General features: G+C 69.4%; 24 protein-coding genes. 14 read left to right on the forward strand and 10 right to left on the reverse strand.

Annotation, left to right across the window (positions count from 1 at the left end):
- Positions 1 to 13 precede the first annotated feature (13 nt).
- Entirely contained in the window at positions 14 to 1,168 is a 1,155-nt protein-coding gene (locus CHC08_RS19185; RefSeq protein ID WP_089208679.1) for a methyltransferase, read from the reverse strand.
- A gap of 363 nt (positions 1,169 to 1,531) precedes the next feature.
- Here CHC08_RS19185 and thrS point away from each other — a divergent pair, with 363 nt between their 5' ends.
- From thrS to CHC08_RS19210, 5 genes are all read left to right on the forward strand, one after another.
- A complete protein-coding gene (gene thrS, locus CHC08_RS19190) occupies positions 1,532 to 2,779 on the forward strand; it encodes a threonine--tRNA ligase (protein ID WP_275937191.1) in 1,248 nt (415 codons plus the stop codon).
- A gap of 199 nt (positions 2,780 to 2,978) precedes the next feature.
- Complete coding sequence (locus tag CHC08_RS19195) at positions 2,979 to 3,251, forward strand: dihydrofolate reductase family protein (RefSeq protein WP_143653276.1); 273 nt, start codon at positions 2,979 to 2,981, stop codon at positions 3,249 to 3,251.
- 18 nt (positions 3,252 to 3,269) lie between these two features.
- Positions 3,270 to 3,557, forward strand: coding sequence for a YciI family protein (locus tag CHC08_RS19200; RefSeq protein ID WP_218825373.1), 288 nt, complete (start codon positions 3,270 to 3,272; stop codon positions 3,555 to 3,557).
- Entirely contained in the window at positions 3,554 to 4,801 is a 1,248-nt protein-coding gene (locus tag CHC08_RS19205; RefSeq protein ID WP_089208681.1) for an RNA polymerase sigma factor, read from the forward strand. Before CHC08_RS19200 ends, CHC08_RS19205 begins: the two co-directional genes overlap by 4 nt.
- 166 nt (positions 4,802 to 4,967) lie before the next feature.
- Complete coding sequence (locus CHC08_RS19210) at positions 4,968 to 5,576, forward strand: flavin reductase family protein (protein ID WP_089208682.1); 609 nt, start codon at positions 4,968 to 4,970, stop codon at positions 5,574 to 5,576.
- 305 nt (positions 5,577 to 5,881) lie between these two features.
- On the opposite strand, the gene CHC08_RS19220 is transcribed toward CHC08_RS19210, so the two are convergent.
- Complete coding sequence (locus CHC08_RS19220) at positions 5,882 to 6,607, reverse strand: alpha/beta hydrolase (protein ID WP_089208684.1); 726 nt, start codon at positions 6,605 to 6,607, stop codon at positions 5,882 to 5,884.
- 383 nt (positions 6,608 to 6,990) lie between these two features.
- On the opposite strand from CHC08_RS19220, the gene CHC08_RS19230 reads away from it, so the two are divergent.
- From CHC08_RS19230 to CHC08_RS19250, 5 genes are all read left to right on the forward strand, one after another.
- The gene (locus CHC08_RS19230) at positions 6,991 to 7,848 is read left to right on the forward strand and encodes a helix-turn-helix domain-containing protein (RefSeq protein ID WP_089208686.1); all 858 of its coding nucleotides are present in this window, start codon (positions 6,991 to 6,993) and stop codon (positions 7,846 to 7,848) included.
- Between the two features lie 22 nt (positions 7,849 to 7,870).
- Entirely contained in the window at positions 7,871 to 8,170 is a 300-nt protein-coding gene (locus CHC08_RS19235) for an LmrA/YxaF family transcription factor (RefSeq protein ID WP_089208687.1), read from the forward strand.
- Positions 8,171 to 8,222: 52 nt separating this feature from the next.
- Entirely contained in the window at positions 8,223 to 9,110 is an 888-nt protein-coding gene (locus tag CHC08_RS19240; protein ID WP_218825374.1) for a LysR family transcriptional regulator, read from the forward strand.
- Positions 9,111 to 9,249: 139 nt separating this feature from the next.
- Complete coding sequence (locus CHC08_RS19245) at positions 9,250 to 10,116, forward strand: NAD-dependent epimerase/dehydratase family protein (RefSeq protein ID WP_089208689.1); 867 nt, start codon at positions 9,250 to 9,252, stop codon at positions 10,114 to 10,116.
- Between the two features lie 171 nt (positions 10,117 to 10,287).
- Entirely contained in the window at positions 10,288 to 11,181 is an 894-nt protein-coding gene (locus tag CHC08_RS19250) for a TIGR03619 family F420-dependent LLM class oxidoreductase (RefSeq protein ID WP_089208690.1), read from the forward strand.
- Between the two features lie 126 nt (positions 11,182 to 11,307).
- On the opposite strand, the gene CHC08_RS52445 is transcribed toward CHC08_RS19250, so the two are convergent.
- From CHC08_RS52445 to CHC08_RS19280, 7 genes are all read right to left on the reverse strand, one after another.
- Positions 11,308 to 11,430 (reverse strand): hypothetical protein, encoded by a 123-nt coding sequence (locus CHC08_RS52445; RefSeq protein WP_275937188.1) that lies wholly within the window; start codon positions 11,428 to 11,430, stop codon positions 11,308 to 11,310.
- Positions 11,427 to 12,080, reverse strand: a complete 654-nt coding sequence (locus CHC08_RS19255; RefSeq protein ID WP_089208691.1) for a GntR family transcriptional regulator — start codon at positions 12,078 to 12,080, stop codon at positions 11,427 to 11,429. The genes CHC08_RS52445 and CHC08_RS19255 overlap by 4 nt, the downstream gene beginning before the upstream one ends.
- Before the next feature lie 165 nt (positions 12,081 to 12,245).
- Positions 12,246 to 13,196: a VOC family protein gene (locus CHC08_RS19260; RefSeq protein ID WP_089208692.1), complete on the reverse strand. Its 951-nt coding sequence runs from the start codon at positions 13,194 to 13,196 to the stop codon at positions 12,246 to 12,248.
- 3 nt (positions 13,197 to 13,199) lie between these two features.
- Entirely contained in the window at positions 13,200 to 14,378 is a 1,179-nt protein-coding gene (locus CHC08_RS19265; RefSeq protein ID WP_245878408.1) for a 4-oxalomesaconate tautomerase, read from the reverse strand.
- Positions 14,368 to 15,072 carry a 4-carboxy-4-hydroxy-2-oxoadipate aldolase/oxaloacetate decarboxylase gene (locus CHC08_RS19270; protein ID WP_089208694.1) on the reverse strand — a complete coding sequence of 235 codons (705 nt, stop codon included), beginning with the start codon at positions 15,070 to 15,072 and terminating at the stop codon, positions 14,368 to 14,370. Before CHC08_RS19270 ends, CHC08_RS19265 begins: the two co-directional genes overlap by 11 nt.
- The gene (locus tag CHC08_RS19275) at positions 15,069 to 15,815 is read right to left on the reverse strand and encodes a PIG-L deacetylase family protein (RefSeq protein WP_089208695.1); all 747 of its coding nucleotides are present in this window, start codon (positions 15,813 to 15,815) and stop codon (positions 15,069 to 15,071) included. The genes CHC08_RS19270 and CHC08_RS19275 overlap by 4 nt, the downstream gene beginning before the upstream one ends.
- 486 nt (positions 15,816 to 16,301) lie before the next feature.
- Positions 16,302 to 16,754 (reverse strand): MerR family transcriptional regulator, encoded by a 453-nt coding sequence (locus tag CHC08_RS19280; RefSeq protein ID WP_089208696.1) that lies wholly within the window; start codon positions 16,752 to 16,754, stop codon positions 16,302 to 16,304.
- A gap of 65 nt (positions 16,755 to 16,819) precedes the next feature.
- Here CHC08_RS19280 and CHC08_RS19285 point away from each other — a divergent pair, with 65 nt between their 5' ends.
- The gene (locus CHC08_RS19285) at positions 16,820 to 17,953 is read left to right on the forward strand and encodes an alkene reductase (RefSeq protein WP_089208697.1); all 1,134 of its coding nucleotides are present in this window, start codon (positions 16,820 to 16,822) and stop codon (positions 17,951 to 17,953) included.
- A gap of 86 nt (positions 17,954 to 18,039) precedes the next feature.
- Here the strand turns inward: CHC08_RS19285 and CHC08_RS19290 are convergent, their stop codons facing one another.
- Positions 18,040 to 18,660 carry a TetR/AcrR family transcriptional regulator gene (locus CHC08_RS19290; RefSeq protein ID WP_089208698.1) on the reverse strand — a complete coding sequence of 207 codons (621 nt, stop codon included), beginning with the start codon at positions 18,658 to 18,660 and terminating at the stop codon, positions 18,040 to 18,042.
- A gap of 107 nt (positions 18,661 to 18,767) precedes the next feature.
- Here CHC08_RS19290 and CHC08_RS19295 point away from each other — a divergent pair, with 107 nt between their 5' ends.
- The 3 genes from CHC08_RS19295 to CHC08_RS19305 form a co-directional block, all read left to right on the forward strand.
- Positions 18,768 to 19,484 carry an SDR family NAD(P)-dependent oxidoreductase gene (locus CHC08_RS19295; protein WP_089208699.1) on the forward strand — a complete coding sequence of 239 codons (717 nt, stop codon included), beginning with the start codon at positions 18,768 to 18,770 and terminating at the stop codon, positions 19,482 to 19,484.
- 37 nt (positions 19,485 to 19,521) lie between these two features.
- On the forward strand, positions 19,522 to 19,761 hold the full coding sequence (locus tag CHC08_RS19300; RefSeq protein ID WP_089208700.1) for a tautomerase family protein: 240 nt from the start codon (positions 19,522 to 19,524) through the stop codon (positions 19,759 to 19,761).
- A gap of 406 nt (positions 19,762 to 20,167) precedes the next feature.
- Positions 20,168 to 21,172: galactose-binding domain-containing protein (locus tag CHC08_RS19305; RefSeq protein WP_179282111.1), on the forward strand; the 1,005-nt coding region annotated here is incomplete at its 3' end.

Raw genomic sequence — 21,172 nt, forward strand, 5'->3', positions numbered from 1 at the left:
GCGCCTCGTGAGGTCAGTGCTTGACGGCCCGCAGGATGACGAACTTCGCGTCGCTCGTGACGACCTCGCAGTTACCGAAGAGACGGCGCAGCTTCGCGTGGTATCCGAGGTGCCGATTGCCGATGACCCACAGTTCGCCTCCGCGGCGCAGCGCGCGGCGTGACCCGGCGAACATGCTCCAAGCCATCGCGTCGCTCGTCGCCTGGTGCGTGTGGAACGGCGGATTGTTCATCACCAGGTCCACCGTCCCCGCCGGAACACCCGACAGGCCGTCACCCACCAGGAACTCCGCCGTGGCGCCGGTGTCGACGTTCGCCCGGAAGGTGGCTTCCGCCGAGGCCACCGCCTGGTAGGACTCGTCGATGAACAGCACCTCGGCTCTGCGGTTGGCCAGCGCCGCGGCCACTCCGATCACCCCGTTGCCGCAGCCCAGGTCCACGATGCGCTCGGGACCGCGGCTCAGCGGCATGTTTCGCAGGAAGAACCTGGTGCCGATGTCGAGGCGGTCGGCGCAGAAGATGCCGGCGTGGTTGGTGACGGTCCTGCCCGAGACCGCCCCGACGCCGGTGGGCAACGCGTAGCTCCGCGGCCACGGGCTGGGGATCCGGGGGAGCTGCGGATCCGGCGAGCAGAAGATGAGCCGTGCCTTCTTCTGCGCCAGTGACGTCCGGGTCGGTCCGAGGATCCGCTCGAACAGCTTCAGCGTCGAGGTGTGGATCTCGGTGACCATTCCGGTGCCGACGATGACGGTGCCGGTGTGCACGGAGGGCGCGAGGCGGTGCAGTTGATCCTCCAGGAGCGCGATGCTCTTGGGCACCCGGATCAGCAGCACGTCGATCCGGTCCGGTGGCGTGTCCCTGGTCGACAGGAGCCGCACCACGTCCGCGTCGACCCCGTTGCGCTTCAGGTTCGCCCGGGTCCCCTCCTGGGCGAGGAACGAGTCGGTGATCTGCGCCGGGCGGTGCTCGGCAAGCGTGGTGGCCAGAGCGCCCCACCGGTCGCCCACCACGACCACGGTGCCGGAAAGGTCCGTCGGCTCGCCGTCGGCTCCATCGAGGTGCCGCAGGAGATACTCGTCGGCGGCGTCCCAGGCTCGAAGCGTGTCGCGGGGATCTTCTGGAAAGCGGGTGAGATCGAACTCACCTCTTGACGTCGTCAAACGATTCATTATCCCCTCAGGCTAGCCGAGTCCCGCGGCCCGCCGGGTCATCGAGGACGGCACGGCAGATCTTCGCGCCCGGAATCGGCGGTATGAGCCAGATGGGTCCCGGCCGTTCGGCGGAGGCCGGCGGAGCTGATCATCGCGATCGGGCAGCTCGGCGGGTAGGAGGACGAACCCGGGCCGATCGAGCGGGCGTTCATCGGCCGAATACCGATCGTGTGGATCTTGGCACGTCTGTTATCGTCGTTCGCGTGAAGCGCGCTGCTATGACGACGACGCCGGAGAGTGTCCCGGCGCGCTGACTGCTGACTTAGTCCGAAGCCCCGGGGCGAGTGCCCCGGGGCTTCGCCGTACGGTCACTCGCCCGATATCCGCGAGGAGACCACGATGCATGATCACCGCAAGCTCGGCCGCGAGCTGGGCCTGTTCGACACCGACCCGCTGATCGGCGCGGGACTGCCGTACTGGTTGCCCGACGGCGCGACCGTGCGGCACACCCTGGAGGAGTACATCCGCACCGCCGAGCGGCGGGCGGGCTACCGGCACGTTTACTCGCCCGTGCTGGGCAAGCGGGAACTGTGCGAGATCTCCGGGCACTGGTCCCACTACAGCGAGGACATGTTCCCTCCGATGGATCTCGGGGGAGAGCAGGTCGTCCTGCGGCCGAGCCTCTGTCCCCACCACGCGGTGATCTACCGCTCCCGGGCCCACAGCTACCGCGAGCTGCCCCTGCGGATGGCCGAGCTGGGAGGCATGTACCGCTCCGAGCTGTCGGGTGTGCTCGGCGGGCTGACCCGGGTCCGGGCGATCCAGCTCAACGACGCGCACATCTTCTGCACCCTGGACCAGGTGACCGACGAGGCGCGGGCGGCGCTGGAGCTGATCCGCCGGGCGTACGAGGCGCTCGGCATCACCCCGGCCCGCTACCGGCTCTCCCTGCCCGGCCCCGGCGGGAAGTACGTCGCCGCCCCCGAGATGTGGCGGCGGTCCACCGCCCTGCTGACCGACGTTCTCGACCGCTCCGGCCTGCCCTACGAGGCAGCCGAGGGAGAGGCCGCGTTCTACGGCCCCAAGATCGACGTCCAGGTCGTCGACAGCGCCGGCCGGGAGTCCACCCTGTCCACCGTCCAGGTCGACTTCCACCAGCCCGAGCAGTTCGATCTGCACTACATCGGCGCGGACGGCGCGAAACACCGGCCGGTCATGGTCCATCGAAGCATCATCGGCAGCGTGGAGAGGGCCGTCGCGCACCTCATCGAGCAGCACGGCGGCGCCTTCCCCGCCTGGCTCGCCCCCACCCAGCTGGTGATCCTCCCTATCTCCGACGCCGAGCTGCCGAACGCCGAGGGGTTCGCCCGGCGATGCGCCGACCTCGGGCTGCGGGCCGAGATCGCCGGGCCGGAACGCGGCAGTTTGGGCGCCCGCATCCGGGAGGCCCGCCTCGTGCCCTACCAGGCGGTGATCGGCGCCAAGGAGGCCGCCGACGACCACGTCGCCGTACGCCTGCGTGACGGACGCCGCCTCGACTCGCGGCCCGCCGCCGAGGTCCTGGCCCGCGTCGGCGCTCTCGTCGGCGCTCACCGCACCGATCTGTGGGACGCCGACAGCCACGTGTAGAGAGCGAGCGGCCGTCGGAGGTGAACATCCGGCCGCGAGCGCCGCCCGTTCCTGAACGCCGGACACATGCGACGGCTCCGGTCCGTGGCTGACGCGAATATGGGCCGGATCGGTGTCGATTGCGGGCGGTCCCGTTCGCCGTGGTTGGTGAGGGCGCCGCCACCGGCGCCCGACAGCACCCGCGAGCAAAGGAAACGACATGCGAAAACTGACGGTGACCACGTTCGTGTCCGTGGACGGCGTCATGCAGGCACCGGGCGGCGGCGAGGAGGACCGCGACGGCGGGTTCGAGCACGGCGGCTGGGCCGTACCGCACATCGACGAGCGGTTCATCCAGCTGATGGCCGCGCTGACCGGCAGGGCCGACGCGCTCCTGCTCGGGCGCAGGACCTACGACATCTTCGCCGCCACCTGGCCGCTGGCCGAGGCCGGCGACCCGATCGGGGCGAAGATGAACGGCGTGCGCAAGTAGAAGGAGACCCCCGAAGGCGTGGCCGACATCCCGCCCGAGGTCATGGAGGCCAACCTGCGCGCCGGGGAGAAGATCGCCGCGATGGGCGCGAGAGTCGTCCACGAGCAGGCGCTGCAGCCCAGCGCGGCCACGCGGACGATCTATAAGAACGGCCTGGTCACCGACGGCCCGTTCATCGAGAGCAAGGAGGTGATCGCGGGGTTCTTCGTGGTGGAGACCACGGACCTCGAAGCGGCGATCGCCATCGGCAAGCTGCTTCCGATCATGGATGGCGCCGTCGAGGTGCGGCCGCTGCTCGCGGAGTGACCTCCGTCCAGCAGGCGGTCGCCGACGCGCACCGTCGCGAGTGGGCCACGGTGCTCGCCGCGACGGTGCGCGTCACCCGCGACCTCGACCTGGCCGAGGAATGCGTCCAGGACGCGTACGCCGACGCGCTCGACGCCTGGACGCGCGGCGGCGTGCCGGCCAGGCCGGGCGCCTGGCTGACCACCGCGTCCCGGCACAACGCGCTGGATGCCCTGCGCAGGGCCAGAACCCTGCGGTCGAAGCTGCACCTGCTGGTGGAGCCGGCGGCAGCAGACTCCGATCTTCCCGCCGGCCCGATGGTTCACGACGACCGGCTGCGGCTGGTCTTCCTGTGCTGTCACCCGGCGCTGGACACCAAGGCTCAGGTCGCGCTCACGCTACGGCTGGTCTGCGGTGTGACGACCCCGGACATCGCGAAGGCGTTCCTGGTATCCGAGACGACCATGGCGGCCCGGATCACCCGGGCGAAGAAGACGATCGCGGCGGCGGGGATCCCCTTCCGAATGCCCGCCCCCGGCGAGCTTCCGGATCGGTTGGACGCGGCCCTCACCACGATCCACCTGCTCTTCACCACCGGCCACACCGCACCGGCGGGACCCGCGCTGACCAAGGACGACATCGCGACACGCGCGCTCGACCTGGCACGCCTGCTCCTCGACCTGATGCCGGACGAGCGAGAGGTCCGGGGACTGCTCGCGCTGCTCCTGGCCGGCCACGCCCGCCGGGCCACCCGTACCACCGCGGGCGGGCGCCTGCTGCCGCTGGAGGAACAGGACCGTTCGGCCTGGGACCGGGAGGCCATCGCCGAGGCGCACGACCCGGTCCTGGGAGCGCTCCGCGGCGGCGATCCCGGCCGATTCGCCGTGCAGGCCGCCATCGCGGCGCTGCACGCGACCGCACCGACATACGGCGACACGGACTGGGGCCAGATCGTGGTGCTCTACGACGAGCTGTTGAGAGTGTGGTCGTCGCCGGTGGTCGCGCTCAACCGGGCCGTGGCGGTCGCGATGGTCAGCGGGCCGGCGACCGCGCTGGCCGAGGTCGAGGCGCTCGAACAGGACCCGCGACTCGCCGGCTACCGCTACCTGCCGGCGATCAAGGCCGACCTGCTGCGCCGGCTGGGCCGGAGAGCCGACGCCGCCGTAGCCTGCGAACGGGCGATCACGCTGGCCGACAACGACGCCGAACGCGCCTTCCTCGCCGCCCGTCTCGCATCGGGACCGGAGCCCGGCGGGGCCGGCTGATCGGCCGTGCTCGTGGAAGCAGGGCGGATCATGAGGGTCCGGGGTCGAACCGGACCGCCCCATCTCACCCGCGGGACGCCGTGGAGAACTCGGCAGACCAACCGTTGAGGCCCGCTTTCCGCGTGGCGGACACTACACGGTGTGAATGCGATGAATACTCAACGTCATGCGCGTCGACTTCGATCCCGAGGCCATGAGTGGGGCGGCTTTCTTCAGGTTCATGACCTCGGTCGTCGTTCCGCGTCCGATCGCGTGGGTCTCCACCGTCACACCCGACGGAGCGGTGGAGAATCTCGCTCCGCACTCCTTTTTCAGCATCGCCAGCACCGATCCGCCGATCGTGCAGTTCACCTCGATCGGCCGCAAGGATTCCCTGCGCAATGTCGAGGACACCGGAGAGTTCGTCGTCAACTTCTCCTCCGAACCGCTGCTGCACCTGATCAACGCCACCGCCACCGATTTCCCTCGGAACGTCAGCGAGTTCGGCTTCGCGGGAATCGGCCGCGAGGCCAGCCGCCATGTGCGGCCGTCCCGGGTGGCCGCCTCTCCCGTTGTCCTGGAGTGCCGTTCACACACCACCCTGCGCATGGGCAACTCCACCCTGGTTTTCGGCAGGGTCTTCCTCGCGGCAGTGCACGAGGAGTACATCGTCAACGGCCGACCCGATGCCGAACGGCTGCGCCCGCTGACCAAACTCGGCAGGGACGAGTGGGGGACGCTGGGCGGGATCCTGCACCTGAACCGCATTCCCTACGAGGAGCCGCATGCCGAATGACTCATTGAGTCCAGGCCTTTTATCCCTTCACTCAGGACCCCTCGGCCGAGGTGAACGTGCGATACCACCCGGTCGCGACCAGGTGAAGACCTGAATCGACCGGTACGCCGCTGAGGGCGAGGCCGGTCTGGAGACCCGGTCGTCGCGTCCGCACACGATGCCGGCCCGCACCGGCGACGAGGTTGGGCGGAAGGTGCTCGCGGCCCGCGCCGAGCACCGGTGCGGTCAGGACGTGCCCGGCCCGGAGGCCGGGTACACCTGGTGTCCGGATGAGCCACCGATGCGGTTGGCGCCGGGTGAGCGGGTCAGCCGAGCTTGAGCAGTAGTTCGGCGAGCTCGACCGGCATGGTGATCATGCAGTCGTGGCCGGTCGCCAATTCCCACACCTGCGCTGGGCTGCCGTTGGGCTGTATCGCGGGGATGGGTCGCCGGACAATGCCTTCCGGCACGCCGACAACGCAGTGGATGTGCGTCCGTGAGATCGTGTTCACGGCCGGGTTGTCCAGCCGGACCGGTTGCTGGAGGCAGCGCGCCGACTGATCCGACAGCATCGTGCGCAGCCAGGCGATGTCCGCCGGGTCGGTGACCCCGAACAGACCCGAGGGCGGTGGCATCTCGGGCAGCGGCGGAACCCGCCAGTCGATGTCGGACTTCGCGGCGCGGTCGATCAGGAGCTGGGTTACGGGTTGGACATCGACCGCGCTTTCGCCGTCCTCCGGGACCATCGCGTCGAGGTAGACCAACCGTGCGATCCGATCCGGGATCTGATTGGCCGCAGACGAGATGACCAGCCCAGCGTAGCTGTGTCCCACGAGTACCACCTCGGTGAGGTCTTCCTCGATGATCAGACTGACGATGTCGTCGACGTGCGTGTCAAGCCCTACCTCGCGGCTGAGCAGATGTGCCTTGTCGCCGTGACCGGTCATCGACGGCGCGACCACCCGATGTCCGGCCGACGCCAGCAACGGGATCACCCGCTCCCAGCACTGTCCACTGTGCCAGGCACCGTGTACCAGCAGATATGTTGACATGGTTTCGCTCCTTGCTGTGCTTGTCCGCGTTGGGGGCGCGGAAGGATAAGGACCACCGGCCGAGTTGGCCGGCGTCCTCCTGGAAGGTGCCGGTGGGGCCGTCCGCGCCGAGGACAGCCATGCGGACGACGACCTTTGCGCTCTCCTCGACGGGTCGGCCGCCGCCGATACCGGCGGTGAGGTCGGTGGCGGTGCAGCCGGGCTCGATCGCGTTGAACTCGACCTCCGGCACGGCCTTCGCGCCCTGGACGGTGAGACATCGAGGTCGGCTCGGTGGGCCGCTGACCAGGCTGCCGCCCAAGCCCTGACAGAGCCAAGGCCCCCGCGATCCTGGGGGTGGCAGGACCAGGCACGCGCCCAGTTGCGCGAATTACAGTGAAGAGATGACCGACGGACCGAACCTGCTGGGCGATTACGTGCGCGCCCGCCGTGAGCTCGTCACCCCTGAACAGGTCGGTATCCCCGTTTGGGGGGTACGGCGCGTGCCGGGCCTGCGCCGGGAAGAGATCGCGATGCTCGCCGGCATCAGCGCCGACTACTACCTGCGCCTGGAACAGGGCCGTGACCGCAACCCCTCCGTGCAGGTCCTTGAGTCCCTCGCCCGCGTGCTGCAGCTCGACCACGACGCGACGGCGTACCTGCTACGCCTTGGCGCCGGCAAACCCCGACGGCACCGGCGCCGACCCCGGAAGGAGACCGTCCCTCCGGGCATCGCCAAGCTCGTCGCCACGCTCCCGCTACCCGCATACGTCGAGGGTCGTTACTTCGACGTCCTCGCCGTCAACGCCTTGGCGACCGCTCTGTCACCGCGCCTCACGGTGGGAGCCAACCGTCTGCGGGACGTGTTCCTCGACCCCGCTGAGCAGGCGCTCTACCCGGACTGGGAGAACGCCACCGAGGGCATGGTCGCCGGCTTCCGCGAGTCCGTAGGCACCGACACGGACGACCCCCGATTCATCGAGCTCGTCGGCGAGCTCTCCCTCGCCAGCCCCCGCTTCAGCCGGCTCTGGGCCCGCCACGACGTAGAGGCGTGCGAAGGCGCACCCAAGCACATCGACCACCCCCAGGTCGGTGGCCTACAGCTGAACCGGGAGAGGCTGGGCGTCGGCAGCACGGCAGGCCAGACGCTCGTCGTCTACCACCCGGACCCCGGCACTGACAACGCCGACAAACTGGCGCTCCTCGCCTCCGCCGTGCAGACACCGGCTGTGCCCGGTCAACGATGCGAGACGAGCCACTAGCTCGGGGTTTCGCCCTTGCCGGATGAGTGGTGGTTTCACGGTGCAGGGCGGCTGCGTGATCCTCGCCGTGACCGTCACGGCGGACTCGGCGCAGCTCGTGGGTCACACCGCGGCGGTGTTCCGGACGTGGCGGATCCGGCTCGCCGCCCTCCTCGAAGAGGGCGGACTAGATCATGAGGACGCGGTCGGCTTCTCGGCCACGCTCATCGCCGCCATCGAGGGAGCCGTGGTGTTCGCTCGCGCCGAGCGGAGCATGGACCCGTTCGACCTGATCTCCCGGCAGATGCTCGACCAGGTCGGGCGACTGAGGCGTGATCGGTGAACCATCTGATCGCGGCCACAGGCCTTCGGAGCCCGGGTCATACCCTGAGAGCATGACGCCTGTTCGAGGGGGAGACGTCGTGGACATCGATCTTCGCAAGCTGCGCTATTTCGTGGCCGTGGCAGAGGAACTGCATTTCGGACGCGCCGCCGAGCGGCTGCACATCACGCAGCCGGTGCTCTCCCGGCAGATCCGCGCCCTTGAGCATGAGATCCGTGCGCAGCTGTTCTCCCGGGACAGGCGGTCCACCGAGCTGACGTCCGCCGGGTGCCAGCTGCTGGAGGACGCCCGCCCGCTGCTGGCCTCCGCCGAGGCGCTGCACCGCCGCGTTGAGCGGGCGGCGCACGGGACGGCGACCTTCACCGTCGGCTTCATGCCCGGAATCACCGTGACCGCCGCGGTCCGGGCCTTCGCCGCCCGGCATCCCGAGCTGAGCGTCGAGGTGGTGCGGACGTCCTGGGACGATCAGACCGAGGTCGTGTACGACGGCCGGGTGGACATCGGCTACGTCAGGATGCCCGTCGACCAGCGCGGCCTGCGACTGCGCGCGCTGTTCAGCGAGCCGCGCGTCGCCGTTCTCTCCACCGATCACCGCTTGGCCGGCAAGCAGTCGATCGGCATCGCCGAGCTGGCCGCGGAGCGCATGCTCCAGGACCCCGACACCGTTCCCGAATGGCGCGATCTTCCCGAGCGATCGAGTGCGGAGCGCGCCCGGCCGCGGCCCGCCTTCCACACCGTCGAGGAGAAACTCGAACACGTCGCGGCGGCCCGCGGGGTCATCGTCCTGCCCCTGTCGGTCGCCACCTTCTACATCCGGGCCGACATCGCCCACGTCCCCATCGAGGACATCGGCCCCAACCAGGTCTGCCTCGCCTGGAGCGCCGACCGGCGCTCACCGCTCGTCCGCGAGTTCGCCGCCGTCGCCGCCGAACAGGTGTGACGCGCCCCGTTCCGCCCGAGGCGCGTGATGCCCATAGGGCATCACCGACGCAGAAAGAGGTCTTGGACGCCGCGGCGGTTCCGGAGGGAGGGTGGATCTACGGCGAAACCCTCGCCGACCAGCGGAAAGGACCAAAACGATGAAGGTCTTCATCACGGGCGGCTCTGGATACATCGGCCGCTCCACCATCCGGGCGCTGACCCGGAGGGGAGCCGAGGTGAGCGCCCTGGCGCGCGGCGAGCACGCCGCACGGACCGTGTCAGAACTCGGGGCGACCCCGGTACGGGGAGATCTGACGGACGTCGAGGTGCTGACCCGGGCGGCCGGGCAGGCCGACGGAGTGATCCACCTGGGCCAGGTCTACAGCGACGACACCGCCGAGGTCGACCGCGCCGCGGCCGACGCGCTGCAGGAGGGCGCCGGCGATCGGCCGTACGTGCACACGGGCGGGGTGTGGGTGTACGGCGACACCGATGGCGTCGCCGACGAAGACGCACCGTTGAGCCCGCCGCCGATCACCGCGTGGCGGCTGGAGAACGAGAAGCGCGTGCTCGCCCGGGCAGCCACCGGAGGGCGCCCCGTGGTGGTGATGCCGGGCCTGGTCTACGGCCGCTCCGGCGGGCTGACGCAGACGTTCTTCGTCGAGCCGGGGCGCGCCGCGGGCGCGGTTCCCTGCATCGGAGAGGGGACCAACCACTGGGCGCTGGTCCACGTTGACGACGTCGCCGAGCTGTACGCACTGGCGCTGAACGCCCCCGCCGGGGCCGTCTACGCCGGCGTCGGCGACCAGAACCTGCCGCTGGCGGACATCACCCGGGCACTCAGCCACGCGGCCGGCCACCCGGGAAGGATCCGGCACCTCACGCCGGAGCAGGCCCGCGAGCAGATGGGTCCGATCGCCGAGGCCTTCGCGCTCGACCAGCGCCTCACCGGCGCCCGCGCCCGGCAGCAGCTCGGCTGGGCGCCGACCCACCTCGACGCCCTGGCCGAACTCGCCCAGAGCTGAACAGAACCGGCTGATTGTGACCTGGCGCGTGTTGCCTTGACGCCGGTGACAAGGTTCTACCGTGTCTGCGATGAGCGATCGGCGCGTGAGGAGGCCCCGGCGTGGCCGCGGTGCCGGCCACGCCGGCCGGCGACCGAGCGGCCATCGCATCGGCCGACCGGAGGAATGACGATGAAGTTCGCTGTCAGCTACAACCCCGCCTTCTACGGCGTCGACCCCGACAGGATCATGACCTATGCCCGGCACGCCGAGGACTGCGGCTTCGAGTCGCTGTACCTGCCGGAGCACGTCGTGCTGTATCCCGGTGCCAGGTTCGGAGCCTTTGAGCTCTCGCCGTCGCTGCCCTACCTCGATCCGCTCGACTGCCTGAGCTTCGTCGCCGCGGCCACGGAGCGGATCCTGCTCGGGACGGGCGTGCTGCTCCTGCCGTACCACCATCCGGTGATCCTCGCCAAGCGCCTGGCGACCATCGACGTGCTGTCCAAGGGACGGATGCGGCTGCTGACCGTGGGGATCGGCACCCTGCCGGGAGAGGCCCGGGCGGTGGGGGTCGACTTCGGCACCCGCGGTCGTCGCACCGACGAGGCCATCGACGTGATGCGGCTGCTCTGGGCCGGCGGCGAAGACGGCGTCAGTTTCGCCGGGGAGTTCTTCGCCTTCGAGGACCTGTGCAGTTTTCCCAAGCCCCTCGGGGTCACCCACCTGCCGATCCACATCGGCGGATCGAGCCGGGCGGCCGCACGCCGAGCCGGGCTACGCGGCGACGGCTACTTTCCCGGCGGCGCGCTCGATCCGGACGAGCGCGCCGCCCAGATGGATCTCGCCCGGTCGGCCGCCGTCGAGGCCGGCCGCGACCCGGAAACGCTGGAGTACACGCGGTGGGGATCGATCGACATGACCGCCGAACAGGTCGGGGCGTTCGCCGCGCAGGGCGTGACCCGCCTCGTCGTGAGCCCCACCACCGCCGACCCGGACCGGCAACGCGATGAGCTGTCCGCGTTCGCCCAGCGATTCGCGCTCCCCGAGTCCGTTTCCCCGCCGCGGGCCGAAGCGCTCGAATCCTGATCGGACGGCACATCGCACCGGCGTTCAGTAGCGGGCGCCGACCACCCGAAGGTGTTTGACACTCTCGGCGCCCTGCTCGTGGCGGGAATCACCGTGGGTTTCGTCGCGAGGCCGACGACAAGGTGGTTACGGGGTCTCCGGGTGTGAGCGTTCGTCGAGAAGCTGGGCCAGCCATTCCTGGCTGGCGCGTGCCACGCGCGAGGGGACGCCGAGGCCGAGCACCGCGATGACCGGTGGGGCGGCGGTCACGGCTGCGCCACGGCGGCGGAGAGCGCCCGGAATGCCTCGATGACGCTCTGCAGGTGAGCGTGCATCGCCGCCTCGGCGGCCGAGGGGTCCTTCGCGACGACGGCCTCGACGATGGCCTCGTGCTGCGGAAGCGAGACCGACGGCCGGCCGGGGACCAGCGAGAGCGAGAACTGGTGCCTGACGGTCTGGTCACGGAGCTGGCGGAGCAGCCGCGCGGAGGTCTCGTGGGCCGCGATGTCGCGGATCGCCCCATGCAGTTGTTTGTTCAGATCGCTGTACCGGAGAAGCTCCGATCGGCTGACGGCGGCTCGCATGTCCCGGGTGATCTGTTTGAGCGCCGCCGCCTCGGCTTTTGTGACGCGCTCCGCCGCGCGCGCGGCCTCGAAGCCTTCGAGCATCCTGCGGACCTCGGTGATCTCGATCACTTCGGCGAAGGTGATCTCCCGCACGCGGGCGCCGCGGTTCGGCTGAAACTCGACGAGCCCGTGTGACGCGAGATCCTGCAGCGCGTTCCGGATCTCGAACCTCGAGGAGCCGAACCTCTCGCACAGTTCGGCCTCGATCAGCCGCTGCCGCGGAGCGTAGTCGCCGCGCAGGATCGCGCCGCGAATCGCCTCCTGGACCGCCGCTCTGTCGTCGCCGCTTGGCATCCTGGGACCTTTCCCTATGAGGGCGCGGAAGCGCCCGTTCACGCCGGAGCGAGAGACACACCTGCAGACCGGCAACTCTGTCAGCAATAATGTTAACAACCTGCCGGGGACCGGGTACGGCCCTCGCCATGCCGGCGGGAGACGCTCGCTTCGAGCGGTCGCCGGCTACCGGACCGGCGGGGTCCCGTGAGTGTGGAAGGAGCTGATCGTCTTCAACCCCCAGGCCTGCCCCTTGGCCCGCTCGGCCTCGCTCCAGGTGACCGTCTCCCAGTCGGGAGCGAAAATCAGCCGTGACATGGGGTTGCAGAGCTCGATCCGGTTGCCGCCGGGCTCGTACAGGTAGAGGAAGAACGTCTGCTGGATGGCGTGCTTGTGGGGGCCGGTCTCGATGAACACGCCGCGGTCCACCGCGATGTCCGCCGCGCGAAGGATGTCCTCGCGAGTGTCGGTGGCGAACGCGATGTGGTGCAGCCGCCCGGACGAGGAGGTCCAGTCATTGGTCCAAACGAGATCGTAGGACTTCTGAGCGAAGTGCACCCACTGGGCGGAGATCGTGCCGTCGTTGAGCATGATCTGCTCGGTGACCCGTCCTCCCAGACATTCGCAGGCGAAGCTGCCGTTGGCCTCGGCGTTCGCCGCGAGATAGTTGACGTGGTCGAGCCTGCGAACGCTGAACGCGCGGGCGGGATAGGCCTGCGCCTGGTTCTTCAGGGCCGGGCGGAGCTCGGCGGGCGGCCGGTACCGCTCGCTCTCCCAGTACAGCTCGTACTCGTGACCGTCCGGGTCGCGGAAGAGGTAGGTGGGTCCGATTCCGGGTTCGCCGTCGATCCATCCGACGCCCAGGCCCGCCTTCTCGACGGCCTCGACCCGCCGCGCCAGCGCTTCGGCGCTTGAGGCGCGCAGCCCCGTCCGCCGGATTCCCGAGGTGGTGGAGGCCGTGAGTTTCAGGCTGTGGTGTTCGTAGTCGTCCCAGGTGCGGAGATAGACCGAGTCGCCGCTCCTGCCGTTCTCGGTCAGGCCGAGGTAGTCGGTGAAGAAGCGGAGGCTCTCGTCGGGTTTCGGGGTCAGGAGCTCGACGTGACCCAGGTGCGCGATGTCATGCAGGAGAGGGGGCATTGTTTACTCCGGTGGGGTCGGATGACTCGCCGAGGGATACACGGTGCCGTCGAACAGTTTCCGTGCCGTTCTGATCACGCCGGCGCTCAGCACCGCCGGCGGGCTGCTCACCGTGTCGAGTTCGAGGTCGATGAGCAGGTGGCCCGTCGGGTGCTCGACGTCGATCACGCTCCCGGAGAGTTCCGCGAGCTCCGCGCCGACGCCGCCGGGGAGGAGGAGGGCGGAGGCCGCGCTGAGGGCCCCGAGAACTCCGATCGCGGTGTGCGGGTGCGACGGGATGAACGTCCGGGTGCAGATCGTCCCGCCATCCCGGGGAGGAGCGACCAGGGTCGTCTTCGGCACGGTCAGACCGGCGATGTCGCCCAGTCCCATGAGCCTGCCCGCGGCGAGGCGGAGCCTCTCGACGCGATCTCGGAGCGACGCGTCGGCGGCGAGATCCTCGTGGCTCTCGTAACCGGTGATCCCGAGGTCGGCGGCGCGGGCCACGACGACGGGCATGCCGTTGTCGACGCAGGTCACCTCGGTGCCGTCGATCACGTCGACGGCGCGCCCGGTGGGCAGGAGGCTGCCGGTGGCCGATCCGGCGGTGTCGGAGAACCGCAGGGTGATCGGGGACGCGGTGCCGGGCGCTCCCGCGATGTGGGTGTCGCCGCGGTAGCGGACGACTCCGGCGGGTGTGGCGAACGTGGCGGTCACGACGCTGCCGGAGTTCACCATGCGGACGCGCACGGCGGTGGTCTCCCGGCCGGCGGGCACCAGGCCCCGCTCGACCGCGAAGGGGCCGACCCCGGCGAGTACGTTGCCGCAGTTCTGCAGGTCCGTGACGGTGGCCTGCTCGACTCCCAGCTGCAGGAACAGGTAGTCGACGTCGGCCGTGTCGTCCTTCGACGGCGACACCACCGCCACCTTCGAGGCCAGTGAGTGCGCGCCGCCGATCCCGTCGATCTGCAGGGGGTGTCCGCTGCCCATGATGCGAAGGAGCAGGTCGTCGCGTTCGCGTGGATCACGCGGAAGGTCCCGTGCCAGGAAGTAGGCCGCCTTGGACGTGCCGCCGCGGAGCAGCGCGCACGGCACACCCGCCTCGTCCTCGGGGTCCCAAGTCTGGGCGCTAGCGCTCATGAGCGGCGCGCATGGCACGCCCGCCTCGTCCTCGGGGCCCCGAGCCTGGGCGCTAGCGCTCATGAGCGGCGCGATCCGCGTGGCTGACGTACTCGACGCCGAGGTCGGCCAGCGTCGCCCGGAGGCCGTAGCGGTCCAGGCCGAGATCGCCTCGCTGGAACGCGGCCCGCGAGGCCTCCTCCTTGGCGGCCCGGGCGCGCGCCGCGACCACGGTTTCGGGCACGAGGGCCCGCGGTACGACGACCACGCCGTCGTCATCGGCCAGGACGGCGTCGCCGGGCCGGACGATCTGCCCGCCGATGCCGATGGGGACGTTGACCGAGCCCGCGGTGGCCTTCACGGTGCCCTGCGCCGACACCGCCGAGGAGAAGACCGGAAACCGCATGGCGTGAAGCTCAGCGACATCGCGGACCCCGCCCGTCGTGACCAGGCCGCGCACGCCCCGGTGCCGTAGCGCGGTGGCGAACAGCTCCCCGAAGGAGCCGTCCGAGGAGGGGGAGGTCGTCGTCACGACCAGCAGATCGCCCGGCCGGCACTGCTCCACCGCCGCGTGGATCATCAGGTTGTCGCCGGGCCAGCACACGACGGTCACCGCCGTCCCGCCGACGCGGGAGCCGAGGTGGACCGGCCTGATGTGCGGTCCGAGGTATCCGGTGCGGCCCATGGCCTCGTGAACGGTCGCGACGCCGAACGCCGCGAGGGCGTCCACGTCGGGCAGTTCCGCCCGCGGGCAGTCGGTGACTATCACGTTCCTCACTTGAGCACCCCGGTCACCTGCGGGTAGAGGCGCATGTACGCCTCGGCCATCACCGAATGGGGGAGTCCGAGGTTCGGTCCGGCGTTGCGCCGGAGCTGGGTCCCTCGCCGTTTGGCGAGATCGGTGTAGTAGTCCCACATGTGCTCCTGAGCGCCGAGGCACTCCATCGCTCTGCGCTTGACCCCGAACACGTCGGTGATGTCGAGCAGGACCTGCGGCTTGAAGTCGCACTGCTCGGGCTGGTGGGGCTCGAAGAAGAACACCGGCGGAGCGCCCAGAGGGTCGCCGGGCGCGTCGTAGCCGATGGCCTGGGCCAGGACGCGGGCCTCCAGCGCCATCCGCGCGGCCGCGGGATGATCCCCGTTGTAGGGGTCGGCCGTCGGGTGGGTGAGCACGACCGTCGGTTGCGCCCTGCGATAGACCCGGACGATCCGGTCCACGAGCTCGGCGCTCTCGCGCAGGGGATAGTCGCCGGCGTCGAGAAACTCGATGTCGGCCCCGAGGACCTCCGCGGCTCTCGAAGCCTCCTCGCGACGGAGCGCCTTGATCTCGTCCAGCTTCTTGCCCGCCAGCCATGCCTTCGCGGACTCACCGCGCTCCCCGTAGCTGAGACAGAGCACGAGGGAACGCTCGCCGCGCGAGGCGGCCAGGGCGAGTGCGCCGCCGGCACGCCAGACGAAGTCGCCGGCGTGCGCGCTGACGACCAGCAGGCTCTCAGTCCCTTGATCATCGGGCGTGGTCATCTACGGCCTCCGAAAGTAGGCGGAAACAGCACCGCGAGCCTCGCGGAGCCGGGGGAGCGACGCCACCTCGCAGGAGATCGGGTACGGGGAACCGCACCTGGGGCTCGCCTGACGGAACCTAATTGATTGTCCGCAAGATTGTCAACGATTTACATGTCAGATTCAGATGGAATCGCCTCCCGTGAGCGTCGTTCCCGCGAAGGTGTGAGCCCGGGTGGGGCAGCAGGTTTCCGAGGATCGGGAGCATCGCAGAGCCCCCATCTGGTAAGGCTTCTGCTGCTCCTGGCCGCTACTGCGGGCTTCAGTGGAAGTCGTCCCGCGACCGAAGGGCCGCCGGATAAGGCTCATGGCGAGATTGTTAACAAAAATGAGAAGCTCTCGTGGGCTCCCAGCCGGTTCGGCACCGCGACCCCTCCGCTGAACCGCTGAGCGGGCTTGATGCCCACGGAACCGACGGTCATGTGACGGTCGAGCCGCCCCCGGCGATCACGATCGGCTGATCGCCGCTTCACCTGTACCGCTGCCGGATCCGGGCAGTGCGCGCGGTTGCCGATCTTCAAGGTGGGTGACGGTCTGCCGGCGCGAGTCCGAGGCCGCGTCGATCACCTCGTCCAGAACGTCGCGGGAACGGACCAGATCGGCCATCATCCGATCGATGCGCTCCCGTTCCTCGACGAGGTCGTTGACCAGCCGCGGCGTGGCGATCTCGGACGGACCGCCGTCCGCGTCCCGCATGCAGGGGAGCAGTTGCACGATCTTCTTGCTGTGCAGTCCCGCGGCGAAGAGCTCCTGGATGCGGATGACCCGGTCGACCGCGCCGTCGGAATAGTCGCGATGGCCGCCCAGGGTGCGCTCGGCCGTCAGCAGCCCCTGCTTCTCGTAGTAGCGCAGCGAACGCTCGCTCACTCCGGTGCGCTTGGCCAGCTCGCCGATCCGCATTACCCACCTCGCATGCCAAAGCAGGACTTGAATCTGACATTGATGATAACTCTTACCGTGCGGGCATGACGAGAACACAGATCTCCTCCCGCCTTTTCGAATCCACCCGCCTCGGCGCACTGCGTCTGCCCAACCGGCTGGTGATGGCGCCGATGAGCCGCAACCGCGCGGACGACGACGGCGTCCCGTCGCCGATCATGGCCACCTACTACGCGCAACGCGCCTCAGCGGGGCTGATCGTCGCCGAGGCCGCCACGCCGAACGCCGTGGGGCAGACCTACCCCAACATCCCCGCGATCTACAACCAGGCACACGTGGCCGGATGGCGGCAGGTCACCGATGCCGTACGCGCCGCGGGCGGCCGGATGTTCCTGCAACTGGAGCACGGCGGCCGGATCGGCCACCCCGACACCAGCGGGCTGATGCCGATCGCGCCCTCGCCGGTCCCGCTCCCGGACACGATCTTCACTCCGAACGGGCACCTCGCCTCCGTGGTCCCCCGTGAGATGACCCTCGACGAGATCGGCTCCACCGTGGCCGACTTCGCCTCCGCCGCCCGAAACGCCATCGAAGCGGGCTTCGCCGGAGTGGAGGTGCACGCCGCCAACGGCTACCTCATCCAGCAGTTCCTGGCGCAGGGCACCAACCACCGCACCGACGAATACGGCGGCTCCGTGGCCGGCCGCATCCGCTTCGCGCTCGAGGTGGTCCAGGCCGTCGGCGACGCCATCGGCCCCGAGCGGGTGGGCCTGCGCATCGCTCCCGGCGTCACCGTCAACGGCATCCGCGAGGGCGACACCGGCAGCATCTACCCGGCGCTCCTCGGCGCCCTGGCCGACAAGGGCCTGGCCTACCTGCACGTCGTCTTCGCCGACCCGGACCAGCCTCTCTTCCACGACATCCGCAGGATCTGGCCGGGCACGCTGATCGCCAACCCGGTCCTGCCGTGGCCGGGACCGCTCCCCGCCGACGGCGGCAGGCACGAGGGCGAGCGGCTGCTGGCCGCGGGAGCCGACCTGGTGGCGCTCGGCCGTGCGTTCCTGGCAAATCCCGACCTGGTCGAACGGCTGCGCGCCGGCGCACCGCTCAATCCGGTGCGAGACAGAGGTCTGATGTACATGGGTGGAGAGACCGGGTACACCGACTACCCGGTGCTGGCCGGAGGATGCGACCGGGCGCTCGAACCGGCCGCGTCCTGACCACCCGGGCCTGGAACGCCGCGTTCGACCGGGGCAACGCGGCGGTGGAGCCGTACTCCTGTGTCGTGGGCTCCGAACCGGATGGCTCAGGCGTCCGCGAGCCGGGTGTCGGCGGGGATGCCCAGCAGTGCCAGGCAGTTGCGCCACATCGCCTCGATCTGGCCGGGGTCGTTGAGCAGTTTCGCGAACAGCACCTGCCCTTCCAGCTGGGCCACGATGGATCGTGCGGTGGCGCGGGGGTCCACCGTGGCGGCGGTGTCGCCGCGCTCGCGTGCCTCGGCGACCACCTGCTCGATCAGGTCGATCTGCGCGTCGAAGATCTCCTGCAGCCGGTGCCGTATGTCTTCGGCCTGGTTGCTGAGCTCCAGGGCGAGGTTGCCGAACAGGCAGCCGACGACGGTGCCGTTGTCCTGCTGCCCGAGGCGCTGCACCGTCTCGGTCGCCTCGAACAGGTCCCGCAACCGGTGTAGCGGGGGACGGTCGCCGCCGAGCAGTTCGGTCCACTGCCGGCGCTGGGCGATCCAGTGCTCGTTGATGACGGTGAGCGCGAGGGCCTGCTTGGACTCGAAGAAGTGGTAGAAACTGCCCTTCGGCACGCCCGCCGCGGTGCAGATCTCCGCGACCCCCAGGGCGGTGTAACCGCGCCGTTCGATCAGTGTCTGCGCTGCGGTGAGGATCTTGTCTCGTGCGTCACTGGTGCGTCCCATGTTTGACAGTATACGACCAGTCGTCTAGCTTTTTAGTAGACCGGTCGTCTCGTTGATCGGCGGATCGAATCTCCTCACCTGAAAAGCCGGAAAAGGAAGTGGTAGCCATGGGTACCGATCGGGGACAGAAAGTCGCTGTGATCACCGGAGCATCGCAGGGCATCGGCGCGGGCCTGGTCGACGCGTTCCGCAAGCTCGGCTACGGGGTCGTCGCGACCTCGCGCTCGATCACGCCCTCCGCGGACGCGGACGTCGTGACCGTACAGGGCGACATCGCGGAGGCGGCCACGGCCGAACGCGTGGTCGCGGAGGCGCTGAGCCGCTTCGGCCGCATCGACACCCTGGTCAACAACGCCGGTGTCTTCGTCGCGAAGCCGTTCACGGACTACACCGACGACGACTACGCCACGGTGGTCGGCGTGAACCTCGCGGGGTTCTTCCACCTCACCCAGCGCGCGCTGCGCCCCATGCTCGACCAGGGGAGCGGTCACGTCGTCAACATCACGACCAGCTTCGTCGACCACCCCAACTCCAACGTGCCCTCCGTGCTCGCCTCGCTGACCAAGGGCGGCCTGGCCTCCGCCACGCGGTCGCTGGCCATCGAGTACGCGACGCGGGGCGTGCGGGTGAACGCCGTCTCGCCCGGTGTCATCAAGACCCCGATGCACCCCGTCGAGACCCACGAGACACTCGCGGGCCTGCACCCGGTCGGCCGGTTGGGCGAGATCGGCGACATCGTCGATGGAGTGATCTATCTCGAGTCGGCGCCTTTCGTGACCGGCGAGATCCTGCACGTCGACGGCGGCCAGAGCGCCGGCCACTGAACGCGCCCACCCCACCGACACCGGACAGGAGCGACCGATGCCATTCGTCACGATCCAGATCACCCGCGAGGGAACTGAGCCCGGCGCGGACTCCGCCACCGCCGAGCAGAAGGCCGCGCTCATTCACGGCGTGAGCAAACTGCTGCTCGACGTACTCGGCAAACCGATGGAGTCCACTTTTGTGGTCATCGACGAGGTCGAGCTTGAGAACTGGGGCCGGGGCGGCCTGCCCGTCGAGCAGTTCCGTGCCAGGCAGCGCTCACGCAACTCCGAATAAGAGGTCGCGCGGATAGGCGCGGTGGGGGCACCCCCGACGGCCAAGCAGGCACAGGTCTTGGCGTCGTCGGCGACTCCATCGTCAAGGCCGCCTATCCGCGCGGCCTTTCGACGATCCGGCCGTCCAGAATCGGCGATCCGGCGTTCACGGCCGTCCTGACCCTCTGTCACATCCGGCGTCGAGCCAGTTCAGAAAGCTGTTTCCCAACCGTTGACGTGTCCGTATCACGTATGTAACATTTGGCCAGCGCTGCGCAAAAATCTTGCAAATTAACATCGAATTTCTCGCTGTTCTCCGCAACTTCAGGGATGCATTGCGTCCGTGCATCTGCCCCTCCGCCGTGCAGGCGGAACACACCCCCCCTCATCGCTCCACCTGTCGTTCCATACGAGAGATTGAGAACTGAATGAGAATGAAGCACGGACCGTTACGGCTGATCGCGACATTGTTCGCGGCCGGCGCACTCGTACTCGCGGGGTCGGTCGTACCGGCATCCGCAGCGGGCGGCCCCAACCTGGCGTCGGGTAAGACGGCCACGGTCAGTGGCGTCAGCGACGTCTACGGGGCCGGCAACCTCAACGACGGCAACGCCGGCACCTACTGGGAGAGCACGAACAACGCCTTCCCGCAGTGGGCCCAGATCGACCTCGGAGCCGCGACCAGCATCGACCAGGTCGTCTTGAAGTTGCCGCCGGCGACGGCGTGGGCGACCAGGACGCAGACCCTGTCGGTGCTGACCGGCACGACCAGCCCGCCTGCGACCACGACCGTCGCGTCCGCGGGGTATGCCTTCAACCCGGCGACCGGTAACACGGTGACGATCAACTTCACCGCGACCAGCGCCCGGTACGTGCGGATCAACGTCACCGGTAACACCGGCTGGCCGGCCGCCCAGATCTCCGAGTTCGAGGTCTACGGCGCGAGCGGCCCCGTGGACACCGTCGCCCCGTCCGCCCCGTCGAATCTGGCCTACACCCAGCCGGCGAGCGGTCAGATCCGGCTGACCTGGAGTGCCTCCACCGACAACGTCGGGGTGACCGGGTATGACGTCTACGCCAACGGCGCGCTGCGCGGCAGTGTGGGCGCCGGTGTGCTGACCTACACCGACACCCAGCCGGGTACCGCGACGGTGGCCTACTACGTGCGGGCCAAGGACGCCGCGGGCAACGTCTCGGGCAACAGCAACACGGTGACCCGTACCGGCACGCCGGGTGGTGACACCCAGAACCCGTCCGCTCCGTCGAACCTGGCCTACACCCAGCCGGCGAGCGGTCAGATCCGGCTGGCCTGGGGCGCTTCCACCGACAACGTCGGGGTGACCGGGTATGACGTCTACGCCAACAACGCATTGCGTGGCAGTGTGGGCGCGGGGGTGCTGACCTACACCGACACCCAGCCGGACAGTGCGACG

This window comes from Streptosporangium subroseum (genome assembly GCF_900188345.1).
Taxonomy (GTDB): domain Bacteria; phylum Actinomycetota; class Actinomycetes; order Streptosporangiales; family Streptosporangiaceae; genus Streptosporangium; species Streptosporangium subroseum.